Origin of the sequence: Vibrio sp. V23_P3S9T160, assembly GCF_963886625.1 — a bacterium.
GTDB lineage: Bacteria > Pseudomonadota > Gammaproteobacteria > Enterobacterales > Vibrionaceae > Vibrio > Vibrio anguillarum.
In genome coordinates this window covers 82,929-96,511 of the sequence record NZ_CAWPDB010000116.1, presented here as the reverse complement: position 1 = coordinate 96,511, position 13,583 = coordinate 82,929, and the positions used below count along the sequence as shown (strand labels likewise).

General features: G+C 45.5%; 14 protein-coding genes. 11 read left to right on the top strand and 3 right to left on the bottom strand.

From position 1 onward, the window contains the following. Positions 1-200 precede the first annotated feature (200 nt). From hppD to maiA, 4 genes are read left to right on the top strand one after another with little or no spacing between them, the layout of a single operon-like run. A complete protein-coding gene (hppD, locus tag AACU59_RS08485; RefSeq protein WP_094144984.1) occupies positions 201-1,274 on the top strand; it encodes a 4-hydroxyphenylpyruvate dioxygenase in 1,074 nt (357 codons plus the stop codon). Next, entirely contained in the window at positions 1,267-2,397 is a 1,131-nt protein-coding gene (locus tag AACU59_RS08480) for a homogentisate 1,2-dioxygenase (protein WP_094144985.1), read from the top strand. The genes hppD and AACU59_RS08480 overlap by 8 nt, the downstream gene beginning before the upstream one ends. Positions 2,398-2,429: 32 nt before the next feature. Next, entirely contained in the window at positions 2,430-3,443 is a 1,014-nt protein-coding gene (locus AACU59_RS08475) for a fumarylacetoacetate hydrolase family protein (RefSeq protein ID WP_094144986.1), read from the top strand. Continuing rightward, positions 3,440-4,090 carry a maleylacetoacetate isomerase gene (maiA, locus tag AACU59_RS08470; RefSeq protein WP_094144987.1) on the top strand — a complete coding sequence of 217 codons (651 nt, stop codon included), beginning with the start codon at positions 3,440-3,442 and terminating at the stop codon, positions 4,088-4,090. Before AACU59_RS08475 ends, maiA begins: the two co-directional genes overlap by 4 nt. Positions 4,091-4,130: 40 nt before the next feature. Here the strand turns inward: maiA and AACU59_RS08465 are convergent, their stop codons facing one another. The 3 genes from AACU59_RS08465 to AACU59_RS08455 all read right to left on the bottom strand — a co-directional run bounded on the left by AACU59_RS08465 (position 4,131) and on the right by AACU59_RS08455 (position 7,491). Beyond that, positions 4,131-5,642, bottom strand: a complete 1,512-nt coding sequence (locus AACU59_RS08465; protein ID WP_094144988.1) for a M28 family metallopeptidase — start codon at positions 5,640-5,642, stop codon at positions 4,131-4,133. Positions 5,643-5,831: 189 nt separating this feature from the next. Then, positions 5,832-6,665 carry a CPBP family intramembrane glutamic endopeptidase gene (locus AACU59_RS08460; protein WP_094144989.1) on the bottom strand — a complete coding sequence of 278 codons (834 nt, stop codon included), beginning with the start codon at positions 6,663-6,665 and terminating at the stop codon, positions 5,832-5,834. Between the two features lie 118 nt (positions 6,666-6,783). Continuing rightward, the gene (locus AACU59_RS08455; protein ID WP_094144990.1) at positions 6,784-7,491 is read right to left on the bottom strand and encodes a glycerophosphoryl diester phosphodiesterase; all 708 of its coding nucleotides are present in this window, start codon (positions 7,489-7,491) and stop codon (positions 6,784-6,786) included. Positions 7,492-7,656: 165 nt separating this feature from the next. Between AACU59_RS08455 and AACU59_RS08450 the strand changes: the two genes are divergently transcribed. The 7 genes from AACU59_RS08450 (at position 7,657) to AACU59_RS08420 (ending at position 13,449) form a co-directional block, all read left to right on the top strand. Beyond that, positions 7,657-8,433 (top strand): MBL fold metallo-hydrolase, encoded by a 777-nt coding sequence (locus tag AACU59_RS08450; protein WP_094144991.1) that lies wholly within the window; start codon positions 7,657-7,659, stop codon positions 8,431-8,433. 155 nt (positions 8,434-8,588) lie between these two features. Next, the gene (locus AACU59_RS08445; protein WP_094144992.1) at positions 8,589-9,362 is read left to right on the top strand and encodes a DUF3450 domain-containing protein; all 774 of its coding nucleotides are present in this window, start codon (positions 8,589-8,591) and stop codon (positions 9,360-9,362) included. After that, the gene (locus AACU59_RS08440; RefSeq protein WP_094144993.1) at positions 9,359-10,699 is read left to right on the top strand and encodes a MotA/TolQ/ExbB proton channel family protein; all 1,341 of its coding nucleotides are present in this window, start codon (positions 9,359-9,361) and stop codon (positions 10,697-10,699) included. The genes AACU59_RS08445 and AACU59_RS08440 overlap by 4 nt, the downstream gene beginning before the upstream one ends. Then, entirely contained in the window at positions 10,699-11,247 is a 549-nt protein-coding gene (locus AACU59_RS08435; RefSeq protein WP_094144994.1) for a MotA/TolQ/ExbB proton channel family protein, read from the top strand. The genes AACU59_RS08440 and AACU59_RS08435 overlap by 1 nt, the downstream gene beginning before the upstream one ends. After that, the gene (locus AACU59_RS08430; RefSeq protein WP_094144995.1) at positions 11,244-11,648 is read left to right on the top strand and encodes an ExbD/TolR family protein; all 405 of its coding nucleotides are present in this window, start codon (positions 11,244-11,246) and stop codon (positions 11,646-11,648) included. The genes AACU59_RS08435 and AACU59_RS08430 overlap by 4 nt, the downstream gene beginning before the upstream one ends. Then, positions 11,648-12,268 (top strand): energy transducer TonB, encoded by a 621-nt coding sequence (locus tag AACU59_RS08425; protein ID WP_094144996.1) that lies wholly within the window; start codon positions 11,648-11,650, stop codon positions 12,266-12,268. The genes AACU59_RS08430 and AACU59_RS08425 overlap by 1 nt, the downstream gene beginning before the upstream one ends. After that, entirely contained in the window at positions 12,265-13,449 is a 1,185-nt protein-coding gene (locus AACU59_RS08420) for a tetratricopeptide repeat protein (protein ID WP_094144997.1), read from the top strand. The genes AACU59_RS08425 and AACU59_RS08420 overlap by 4 nt, the downstream gene beginning before the upstream one ends. The last annotated feature ends 134 nt before the right edge of the window (positions 13,450-13,583 follow it).

Below are 13,583 nucleotides of genomic sequence, written 5' to 3'. Positions count from 1 at the left end.
GTCAAATAAAAACAATTTATCTCTGTAAAATTCGCTAATTTGCTATCCTACTGCTCATTAATAGATTTGTGTAACATTTTCATTACATTAACACTGTTTGTTCTCTGCTAAACCGTTTTTCGTTATAGGGTTCATTTTTGCTGAAAATTACGCCATGTTCGCAATACTCAACACAAACGTTAACAAAAAAGGAGCGCGAGATGACCTCAACATTTAACCCATTGGGAACAGACGGTTTTGAATTTGTGGAGTACACCGCGGCTGATCCCGCTGGAATCGCGCAGTTAAAAGAGCTGTTTACTTCTCTTGGCTTTGCTGAGATAGCCAAGCACCGCTCAAAAGAGGCGTGGTTATATCGTCAAGGGGATATCAATTTTATCGTTAACTCTCAACCCCACAGTCAAGCTGCAGCGTTTGCCAAAGTGCATGGACCTTCAGTGTGTGGGATGGCGTTTCGCGTTCATGATGCATCTGTCGCCATGCAGCATGTGCAGGCAAATGGCGGGCGAGAATACAAAACACAAATTGGCCCAATGGAACTGAGCATTCCCGCGATTTATGGAATTGGCGATAGCTTGCTCTATTTTGTCGACCGTTACGGTAGCCAGAGCATTTATGATGTGGATTTCAAGTTCTATGCCGATGCCAATCAACGAATGACTCACGCCAATGTTGGTCTGTTCGAAATTGACCACTTAACGCATAACGTCAAACAAGGCCACATGGACGTTTGGTCTGGCTTTTATGAGCGGATCGGTAACTTCCGTGAAATTCGCTATTTTGATATTGAAGGGAAGCTAACGGGGCTAGTTAGCCGCGCAATGACGGCACCTTGCGGCAAAATTCGCATCCCAATCAATGAATCGTCTGACGATAAATCACAAATAGAAGAGTTTATTCGTGAATACAATGGTGAGGGGATCCAACACATCGCTTTATCCACTGATGATATCTACCAGACGGTACGTACTCTGCGCGAGCGAGGGATGGATTTCATGCCGACACCGGATACTTACTACGAAAAAGTCAATGATCGAGTTGAAGGGCATCAAGAAGATGTTGATCAGTTAAAAGCGCTGCGGATCCTGATTGATGGCGCACCGATGAAAGATGGAATTTTGCTGCAAATATTTACTCAAACCGTCATTGGGCCAGTCTTTTTTGAGATCATTCAACGCAAAGGTAATGAAGGGTTCGGGGAAGGTAATTTCAAAGCGTTATTTGAGTCGATTGAAGAAGATCAAATTCGACGAGGAGTACTCAGCGATGCATAAATGGATCACATTTCCTCACCGAGAAGGGGTATGTTCAAACCAAGCTCATGCCGACTTCCCGCAAGAGGCCATCTATGAAAGAGAAGCAGGACGCAGTGGCTTTTTTGGCCCTGCGGCTCATTTCCATCACCAACATGCACCGACTGGCTGGAGTGAATGGCAAGGTGAGTTAAGGCCGAGAGCCTTTAATTTTAATTTGATCGAGCAAGCCAAACAAAGTTCACCGTGGAGCGTGCCGCATCTATTGCATAATACACAATGTAAAGTCCGAGTATGGAAGCTGGCTCAAGCGATGGATCATTTAGTACGCAACGCCGATGGTGATGAGTTACTTTTTATTCATCAAGGAAGCGCTGATTTTTATTGCGATTACGGACACTTGAGCGTTTCACAAGGGGATTATGTGTTGATCCCGCGCTCAACCAATTGGCGACTTGAGCCAAGTGAGCCGATGTTCATTCTAATGATAGAGAATACGGATGCGGCGTATGCTTTGCCAGAAAAAGGGCTAGTAGGGAACCACGCCATATTCGATCCTGCGGTTTTGCAAGTCCCGTCGATTAACCCAGAGTTTAAAGCGCAGTATTCAGAAAAGACCACTCAAGTTCATTTAAAACGTCATGAGAAAATCAGCGTCATTACTTATCCATTTAACCCATTGGATGCAGTAGGTTGGCACGGTGATCTTTCCGTGGTGAAACTCAACTGGCGAGACATTCGGCCGTTGATGTCGCATCGTTATCATTTGCCGCCCTCCGCTCACACAACCTTTGTTGGTCAAGGTTTTGTGGTCTGCACCTTTGTGCCTCGGCCGATTGAGAGTGACCCCGGCGCTTTAAAGGTTCCGTTTTATCATAACAATGATGATTACGATGAAGTGCTCTTCTACCATGCGGGTGATTTCTTTAGCCGCGATAATATTGAAGCTGGCATGGTCACTTTTCATCCTGCCGGGTTTACCCATGGTCCACATCCGAAAGCGTTCCAAGCTGGGCAAGAGTATAAGAAAAAATTTACCGATGAAGTGGCAGTGATGATTGATACGCGGCATGCATTACACTTTAGTGAGGCGGCGCAGCAGGTTGAAAATCAACAGTACGTCTACAGTTGGAAGAGCGAATAAACGAATAAGAATAAGAATAAGGAAGTGACATCATGAAGTTAGCTACGCTAAAAAACGGCACAAGAGATGGTTTATTGGTCGTGGTCAGCCATGACTTATCAAAATGCGTTGCTGTGCCTGAGATTGCCGAGCATTTACAGCAAGCCTTAGACCGTTGGCAGGAAACCGCACCGATGCTCAGCGAAATTTACACGGCACTGAATGAAGGCGAATTGCTGCAAGAGATGCAGTTTGATCAAACCTTGTGTCATTCACCGCTGCCTAGAGCGTATCAATGGGCCGACGGTTCTGCTTACGTCAACCATGTCGAGTTAGTACGAAAAGCACGAGGAGCGGAGATCCCTGAAAGCTTCTGGAGTGATCCGTTAATGTATCAAGGTGGTTCGGATGCTTTTCTTGGACCGCGTGATGATATTCAAATGCAAGATGAAGCATGGGGAATTGATTTTGAAGCCGAAGTGGCCGTGATCACTGATGATGTCAGAATGGGTGCAACCCCAAGTGAAGCGGCGCAAGCGATTCGATTGGTGATGTTGGTTAACGATGTATCGCTGCGTGGTTTGATCCCTCAAGAGCTTGCTAAAGGATTTGGTTTTTTTCAATCCAAACCGTCTTCAGCATTCTCTCCTGTCGCTGTCACACCCGATGAACTAGGCTGCCATTGGGACGGCGGAAAACTCAACCTGCCATTGCTATCAACCTATAACAATAAACCATTTGGTTGCCCCAATGCTGGCGTGGACATGACGTTTGAATTCCCACAGTTAATTGCTCACGCAGCAAAAACGCGCCCATTGTGCGCGGGCACTATTATTGGCTCTGGCACGGTTTCCAATAAACAGGGAACCGATTTTGGCAGTGCGATTGCTGAAGGAGGTGTCGGTTATTCATGCATTGCAGAAGTGCGGATGATTGAAACCATTCGGGACGGTAAACCAAGCACCGAATTTATGAAGTTTGGTGACAGGATAACGTTAGACATGCGTGATGATAAAGGGAACAGCCTGTTTGGTCTAATCGATCAACGCGTGGTGAAAGGGTCATGAGTGGCCTCAAGTTATATGGGTATTGGCGCTCTTCAGCCGCTTATCGAGTTCGCATCGCACTTCACCTCAAGGCGCTCGATTATCAGTCGATTGCTATCCATTTAGTTAAGGAGGGCGGAGTGCAACATTCAGCCGAGTTTAGCGCTCTCAATCCGAGTGAGTTAATTCCGGTACTGGAAGATAACGGGCATTGCATTACTCAGTCGTTAACCATCATCGAATATTTGGATGACCAGTATCCCCAAGTACGTTTGGTTCCGCTATCAGGTAAAGAGAAATATCAGGTTAAAGCACTGGCGCAAGACATTGCTATTGATATTCATCCACTGAACAATCTACGAGTTTTACAATATTTAACGCGTGAACTGGCCGTGGATGAAAGTCAAAAAGGAGACTGGTATCGGTATTGGATAGCCACGGGGTTTCATGCCTTGGAAAAGAAATTGGCGACAGTATCAGGGGAGTACTGTGTTGGTGATCAACTGAGCTTAGTGGATGTTTGTTTAGTACCACAAGTGTATAACGCGGAGCGCTTTAATCTTGATATGGCGCAGTTTCCGATCATCAAACGAATCGTTGCTGAGCTTCGTGCTCATCCTGCGTTTATTGCCGCCGCACCAGAAAACCAGCCCGATGCTGAGAGTTAATCGATTAGCCAGCCTTGCGGCTGGCTTTTCTTTGCGCTGTTTATTGAGCATTCGCCACTAAACTTGCATTGCTGTAATTGTTGTATCCATGCAGCAAAATAGAATAGCGGCCCGGTTGAGCATTGGAGAACTGACACGTTTCATTATTGCCACTGCGATAAGGACGGCAGTCGTATTGCTGTAGATCAGCATCAGTTTGATACTTAACGTATAAATCGGCATCGCCGCTTCCCCCTGACAATACAATACTCAAGTTGCCCGCTTCCTGCAGTTCGAATTGATACCAGGTTTTACTATTTCTGCTGGCCGATAAACCGTTCACAGGTACGCCATTTTTCAGTTGATTGCTTGGTGTAGGCGGTGTTGAGGCGTTACCCATTTCAACCACATAAGCCAATCCAAGTTTAGTAAATTTCACCGCATGAAATCCTGTTGGGTCGGAATTTTGCAGAGTGTCTTGCGGGCTATGAATATTAGGGTTGTAATCATTAAATTTGGATTCAAAAGGCATCGCAGCTGGGTAACCAACCGCATGCCAAGAGGCATGATCAGAGCAGGCATAGCCACAGGTATCAAATCCATAGGTTAATGACGGTAAATATTCATCCAATAGTTGTGTCAAATACTGGGTAAAATTACTGTCGGTGTAATCGCTCATAAACACAATATCTTCGCGTGAACCTTGGTAGTTAGTCATGTCTAACTGCATCACAGACATTACTTTTTTACCTTCGGCTTTAAAACGATTGGCTAAGTCTTGTGAACCTCGAAGGCCCACTTCTTCAGCAGCGTAAGCCATGAAAGCGATGCTGCGTTTAGGACGAAAATTTTGCTCAGACAACAAACGGATGATTTCTGTCACGCCCGCGATACCTGATGCATCGTCGTCCGCACCCGGCGCAATACTGCTTTCGTTGGTTCGAGAACCAAGTGTCGAGTCTAAATGCCCGCCAATCACCACCCATTCGTCAGGTTTTTCAGAGCCTGTAATTGTGAGCATTACCGATTTCTGGTTGTAGCCTGAATGTGTGATTTGTTCTACTTTGCTTGCGGGCAGTGACGCAGAGAGTGAGCGCCAATGATCTGCAATCCAATTCGATGCTTGAGCACCAGTCGAGGTGGTATAAAAGCGATTTTTAAACTGGGTTAAGGTGGTGATGGTACTGGTGATTTGTTGCGCTGATACTGATGGCAACCAAGCATTAACGGTGGTTTGCTGAGTTATTTCTGGTGCACTGAAAGTGTTTAGATTCAGCGGCATTGCGCTGACACTCATCGCACTTTGTGCAGAAGGGTGGACCATATAACCACCACATCGCTGATGATTTTCGTGCATTTCATGTGAAAGCGTCGCTAACTCGCTTACTGGTACTTGCCCAACCCATACTGATGTTTGATTGATAAGATTTTCAGGTAATAGGCTTTGGGCTCCAGAGCGAAGCGCCGTTTGCGTCGCGTCACCACCAATGGAAATCCACACCTTTTCTTCTGCATAAGCGGTACTGAAACAGCCTGCTAGCGCAATCGCTAATAACGTTTGTTTGTGATTCATTCTCTCCTCCCTGGAGTATTATTATCAACATGACGTTGACCATAAACCCTAGGCCAAAAATAGGAATAATGAGAACAATTCGTTTTATACTCAGTTGTTCATAACGGTTGTCACTAAACTATCAATAAGGTATTTCATCGACTGAAAAAAAGAAAAAAGCCAGCGAAAACTTCAGCTGGCTTAAAGGTTTTAACACTGTACCCATACTGGATAAGTGAAGAAAATAAGGTGGGAAAAATTAAAGAGAAAGTGGAAGAGTACAGCCGTCCATAAACGCCCGCTTAGATGATAGATCGCGCCGTAGCCAATACCAGCTAATGTGGCAAATAGCGCCAAAGTCACGCCGCCAGAAAAATGCGCAAGACCAAATAGGGTACTAGCGAGCGCAATACCGAGCCATAGACCGAATTTTTCACTAACGGCTTTTTGTAAATAGCCCCGGAAAAATGCTTCTTCCACCACACAGGTTAAAAGCAAATTATTGAGAGCAAAGAGCCACCACCAAGTCGGTAAAGATAACTCGGGCTTAATCGCGCCAAGCGCCCATGCGACAAAAAGTAAAGCAAAAAGAGGAATCGACACTTTACCGATCGCGGCCCAACGAATGGTTTGATGGTTGCCAAGGAGTGGCGGCCAAGCGAGTAGCAAAGCAAAAAATACCATAGGTTTATCTAGGTTCAAGTAGAGACGAAAGGGGGCACTATTTGCACCAGCAAGCACATTATCCAACACTTTAGGATTATTAAAACCAGGAATAGCATGCAGCAGCAGTGCAATTGCCCATAATAGCAACGCACCATGAGCAAACCATTTCCAGCGGCCTTTCAGTTGTGGAATGTAATAAGCACCACATAATCCAATGGCGACATACAGTAGGGCCATTAACGATAATCGGTCTGTGAACCATCCGCCCACTAACGACAGTGCTAGCAAGGCGAATGCTGGACGTAACTGCTTTTGAAAACTGAAGATAACGGCAAAAAGCAGCGGGATCCAAATCCATAACGATGAGTCAAGTATCATAGAGAGTGCCTTAGAAAATCATCCATATTATTGAGTGATGACAGAGTGGAAGAGTAGCGCATTATGAAGAATCATTCTCAATAAAGAGATGCTACCAGTCAGCTAAACGCTTGCAGGCTTACAAAAAGCACTGTGGATCGTCACTAAAAATGGCGTCAACCGAGTTGAGATGTTTGAACTTGTTCGGATTATTCACCGTGTAGCACCAAATTTGGTAACCCGCTTGATGTAACTCGGCAATGTGTTTCGCACTGATCCATTGATAGTTAAGGTTACAGCCAAAGGCGTCAATTTCGGCTAACACTTGCTTATCTTTACGCGTTAATCGCTCGCTCAACACCGCCAATTTATAACCCGGACAATGCTGATAAAGCTCGCGCATGATAGCGTGGCTAAAACTGGAGAGAACAATCTGTTCATTCGGTAATCCACATTGATCCAGTTGCGCTTTAAGCTGAGCAGCGACTTGAGCAACATCGTGTTTATCCACTTTGACTTCAATGTTTAAACCAAGGCTGTGCTGCTTTGCGAGTGTCAGCAACGTCTCTAATGTCATGATGGGTTCGCCTGCAAATTGAGGATCAAACCAACCACCAAAATCGAACTGTTGTAATTGCTCAAGCGTGTAAGAATCAATGCGCCCTTTGCCATTACTGCAACGATCAATGGTGTGATCGTGGCAAACAACCAATATATGATCTTGAGTCGGTTGCACATCCACTTCAACCCACTTTAGGCCTAAATCAATAGCGGCTTGTACACTCACTTGCGTATTTTCAGGGTAATGGCCGGCCACTCCGCGGTGGCCAATAATCATAGGCTTCATAGCGTTATCTCCACACAATTAAAACCGGCTCAGCATAGCGCGCGCCTTCTATTTTGTCTTCAAATTGATGGAAATGAGAGACGACGCGCTTTGGACATCACTTTCGCTAATGCTATGCTTATCCAACATCAGGCAGGAGGTCTGATCTGTCAAGTAGGGATAACGGTGAAGCTACATACGATCAAAGGCTATATTCAGAATATGTATCTGGCTGAATATCCAGAACGATTATTACTGCTAGACGGTGCAAGTCGAGCAGACATACCTACATTGCAGCACTTCATTGAGGATGAACTGAACCGTCCTTTTTCTCATCTTCATACCGTTGTGGTAACTCACATGCATCCAGATCACGCTGGGGCGGCTCATCAATTGCGTGCATTAACGGGTTGTAAAATTATCTCTGCCAATAAAGATCATGATTGGTATTGTGGTTTGGACGGATTTTGTATGCATCTAGCCGATCTTGCGCTTGCACGTTGGATGGCGAATCGCCTAGGCCGCCCGCGGCAGAATTTATGGTATCCACGTGTCTTAAAGCCTGACATTAAGCTCAACGATGGCGACACTATTCCTCATTTTAACGAATGGCAAATCTTAGAAACCCCAGGGCATACCGACAGAGATTTGTCTGTCTACCATGCACAACAAGGCATTATGTATGTTGCCGATTTAATGGTTGAAGTGAAAAAGCAGTTGATTGCCCCTTTTCCTATTTTCCATCCCAATCAATATCGCCAGTCACTTGAACGGATCTTCAAGCTCAACCCAGAAACACTGCTTCTTGCACACGGCAAAGAGGGGCGTTTGAGCGAAAAAACCTACCAACACCTGCTAAATACCGCACCTATACGGCCCATCACACATTGGCGAGTGGTCAAAATAAAAGTCAAAAGTTTAATGAAGTCTGTTTGGCAATTTGGGGTCAGTAAAGGTAAATAAAGGGTAGGTGGCTTTAAAACTCATCAACAAAGAGTGTTCGCCGCATACTGTGGTTGTTTGCACCGGAAAAAATCGTTAGAATGCGATCCTTGATGATAATGAGAGCTTTTATCAACAAGGTGATAACACTTCGTTGAAGGTAATGAATAACGTCTATGAATCTTTTAAAAATCAGCTTGTCCTTGGTGGCGACTACCAGTTTGTTCGCAGTAAATGCTTCTACACTCAGTGACGCGAATGCCATCCTAAATAAAACCAATTCGGCTTCAGTCGCCAGCCAACAGAACATCAATCACAGTTCTCAATCAGCGTTGCTGATGCAAGCTGATATCGATCAGTTAAAAGAAGAAGTGAAAAATCTCACTATTTATCGTAATCACTTGGCATCGCTGGTGGAAAACCAGAATCAGGAAGCGCAAAGTCTATCGTCACAAATTGATGAGATAAAACTGACTCGCCAAGGCATCGTTCCTTTGATGTATCAGATGATCGACGGGCTACGTACCCTAATCGAAAACGACAAACCATTAAAGCGCGAAACGCGTTTAGAGCGTTTAGAAAAGCTGGAATCGATGATGGTGCGATCGGATGTCAGCGATGCTGAAAAATACCGCCGTATTCTTGAAGCGTACCAAATCGAAATTGATTACGGGACTAAACTGGGTGTTTATCAAGGCGCAGTGGTGCTCAATGAAAACAAAACCATTGAAGCTGACATTTTATACGTTGGCCGTTTATCGCTGGTGGCTCGTAGCTTAAATGGCAAACAGTATTGGAGCTGGAGCCAAAACTCGCACCAGTGGACCGATGTCGATAGTGGGCTATATGCCGATTTAGATACCGCTTTCAAAATGGCCAACAATTTAATTACACCAAACTTAATGACGATTCCTGTTTCACTTGAGTTAGTAGAGGGGCAAAGCAAATGAAGATGGTTTTCTCTCTCTCATCACTCTGTTTAACACTATTGGCTTTCAACAGCTTTGCTTCTACGGAATTAGTCAGCAACGCCAAAGTGGAAAACAAACAGCAGCAGCAGCACAATATCGAACGCGAAGCGGGTTTTAAACAAACCGAACAGCAGCTACGCCGCGCCAAAGCAGAGCTAGAAGCTCAGCGCCAAGATTTACAAGCGCAAGCGGATAAGCTAAGCACGCAATTCAGTAATAATGAAAACCGACTAGCACGTTTAGAAGAGCAGCTTCGCTTAGAAACAGGAAGCCTTGGAGAGCTGTTTGGTGTGGTACGCCAAAATGCCAAAGCATTAAGCAGTGAATTGGAATCTTCCATCACTGTAGTTGATCGCCATCAGTATACATCGCGAGTACAAGAAATTGTCGCCGCAAAATCTTTACCCTCGATGCCGCAGCTGACGGGGTTATGGCACAGCTATGTTGAACAGATCATCGCCAGTGGTGAGCTAAGCCGCGTTCAGATCGCATTTATCAATGGTGACGGTGTCACGAAAAATGTGGCTGCTTATCGTATTGGAACCTTTGGTTTGGTGACAGAGCAAGGTTATGTCAAATGGAATGGAGATAAACAAGCCGCCACCGCTTATTTGAAACAACCGGACAATGGACCGATTTTCTCTGGCCTAAATACGGGAGAAATCGAAAGCTTAGTGGTCGATCCTTCGCGTGGCATCATGCTTGAACAGCTAGCCCTTACGCCAACGTTAGCCGAACGGCTACAAATGGGTGGTGCGGTCGGTAACATCATTTTGGTACTGCTTGGTATTGGTTTAATCATTGCTTTCTATCGCGGCTTCGCATTGGTGATGACTCACCACAAGATCAAAGCGCAGCTTAGAGATGTACAGAAAATTGGTAATAACCCATTGGGGCGTGTACTCAGCGTCTATAACAAAGAGCAAAATCGCAGCGTAGAAGCGTTGGAGCTGCGCTTGCTGGAAGCGGTGGTCGATGAACAAGCGCATTTGGAAAAAGGTTTATCGATGCTGAAGTTATTAGCCGCGATTGCACCGATGCTTGGGTTGTTAGGTACGGTGACCGGCATGATTGAAACCTTCCAAGTGATCACTCAATTTGGTAATGGTGATCCGAAAGTGATGGCTGGTGGTATTTCAATGGCCTTGGTGACTACCGTGCTGGGTTTAGTCTCTGCGATTCCACTGTTACTGGCTCACAATATCTTAAGCTCTCAAGCGGAAAATATTCGCTCTATTTTAGAAAAACAGGGGATTGGCTTGGTTGCGGCGCAAGCAGAACAAGAATGCCAAGCTTCAATGAGGAATGCGGCGTAATGAACAGCGTATTGCCAAGCGCACTGCTCAGCAATGACTGGCTAACAACCTTGCAGCAGTTTATGCAGCAAGGGGGTATCGTCTTATGGTGGCTAGCTGGGGTGGTGGCGCTTTATTGGTTGTTGATCATCGAACGCGTACTGTTTGTGGTATTGAGCTTTCCTAAATATCGAAAAGGGTGGTTAGAGCAATGGCATCAACGCGCGGAACAACATTCATGGTATGCCCATGCGATTCGCGAGGGTTGGCTTGGTGAAGCACAGCAGATGCTGCGCCACAACCTTAACATGATCAAACTGCTCGTCACACTTTGCCCAATGTTAGGGCTGCTCGGCACAGTCACCGGAATGATCTCTGTGTTTGATGTGATGGCAAATCAAGGCAGTAGCGATCCTAAATTGATGGCATCTGGCATTTCATTGGCCACATTACCGACAATGGCCGGAATGGTCGCGGCCCTTGCGGGCATGTTTGTGCATGCTCGTCTTGCAAAAAAGTGTCATCTACTTGAATTAAAATTAGAAAAATCGTTAAGGAGTTTGCGATGAGATTAGGCAGACGCCAGCCAAGAAATGATGAGGTGCAGATAGACTTAACATCGATGCTCGACATCGTCTTTATCATGCTGATTTTTTTCATTGTCACCAGCTCATTTGTTCGTGAATCAGGTGTTGAGGTTAACCGTCCTCAAGCTTCTCACGCGGTGAGTCAGAAAGATGCGGGTATTTTTGTCGCTATCAATGCATCCAATGATATTTACATCGACAAACGCTTGATTGATGTTGAACGTGTAGAGGCCACCCTAGAACATCTGTTGCTCGAACAACCAGATGCGGCGTTAGTGATTCAAGCGGATGAACATGCTTATAACGGTACGGTTGTTAAAGTGATGGATGCGGCCAAAGGGGCCGGAGTGAAAAATATCGCATTGGCGGCGGAGAAACGTTAATGGGACGTTTACTGCTTGCTTTGCCAATTGCAGGAGCGATTTCGCTGGCGCTGTTCAGTTTTATGGCGTGGATGGTGGATAACGGTAACCAACGCGCTGTAAAACCAACTCAAGCACTGCGATTTAACATGGTGATGATGGAACAAGAACACGATTTACAGCGTCGCCAACGTAGCGTTCCGGAACCTTTAAAGTTGCCTGAGCCGCCACCGCAAGCACAAGTGACACAGTCACAAACTACTGCTACGGCCGCTACATCACTCACTAGTTTACCAGCTTTGGGTTTGGATACCGCGCTTAATGGGGTGGCGATTAGCGCACCAACCTTTGGTGATTTTGGCTCAAACCAGCAAGCAATGCCGTTATATCGTGTCGAGCCTGTTTATCCAAGCCGAGCTCTAAAGCGAGGTGTAGAAGGTTTCGTTACATTAAGCTTTACCATTGATACAACAGGAAAAGCCATCGGCATCAATGTCGTCGATGCCAATCCTAAACGTATGTTTGAGCGTGAAGCGATGCAAGCGCTGAAAAAATGGAAGTATCAACCTCAGATTGTTGACGGCAAAGCCATCGAGCAGCCGGGACAAACCGTGACTGTGGAGTTTAAAATCGCCAAATGATGAAACGTATATTGATTGGCTTATCACTTGTTATCGGCTCGTTCTCTTTAAATGCGAGCGAATTAAGTGCGACAACCGTCCTGAAAGTGCAAAAAGCGCAGCAATTTGCATTAGAAGAGAACCTCACTCAAGGCATTGAGGTGCTGAGCAGTGTTGAAACGTCACGTCTTTACGATAAAGCATTTGTCGCCCGGATGCTTGGTGTGTTTTATTGGCAAAGTGGTCAGCCTCAAGCGGCTATCAAACAGATCAAGTACGCGGTAGAGAGTGGAGAGCTGCAAGATGAGCATGCATGGACCACCGAACGTATGTTGGCTGATCTGTATGTCAATGAACAACAATTTGAAAAAGCGTTGCCGCACTACTACCAATTATTGAAATCCGTTCCGCCTTCACAAAAAGTAGACGATCTGTGGTTGCGTATCGCACAGACTCACTACCAAATTACACAATGGAAAAAAGTGCTGCATGCGTTGGATAAATACCAAACCGTGACACCACTTAATACTAAAAACCCACTGTCACTTAAATTAGGTGCGCAGCTTCAGCTAGAACAATGGAAAGCGGCCATTCCAACTTTAGAAAAACTGATCATGCTGGAGCCTGACCAAGCCAGTTGGTGGCGACAGTTGGTCGGTTTACATCTGCGTTTAGATCAGCGTCGTCAAGCATTAAACAGTTTAGCGTTAGCCAAATTACAAGGTGTGGAATTAACCGATAAGGATCAACACTTGCTCGCGCAGTTGTATGCGCAAAACGGCATTCCAGAACGTGCGGCGCAAGTTCTACAAACATTATCTGATGCTGATCAAGACTTAACTTTACTGAAAGAGCAAGCCACTTACTGGCAGCAAGCCAAAGAGTGGCAAGCCGCGATCAGAACGTGGACAAAAGCAGCTGAACAGGATGAGCAATATTATTGGCAAGTGGCGCTGCTGTACAACCAGCAAGGGCAATTTAAAGAAGCGTTACAGGCGTTGGATAAAGTCACCACGCGCGAGAAAAAAGCCGATGTCGCGTTAGCGCGAGTTCATGCGCTGTACAAACTCAATCAACTCGATAATGCTCTATACCAAGCCAAGCAAGCTGAAAACCTAAATCCATCAAGCCATGCCAAAGGATGGATCAAATTCCTTTCTCGTTTACAAAAAGTTCAGCAAGCGCAAACTGCTAATATCTGATCATAGCGCCTCATCTGCCCGATGATGAGGCGTCTGACCTTTTACGATTTTTGAATCGTCATTATCAAGACTGACATTGGTTCGGTTTTGCCTATCTTAGTGATAAAGAGAACCTATTATTGTCTTTCTGATTT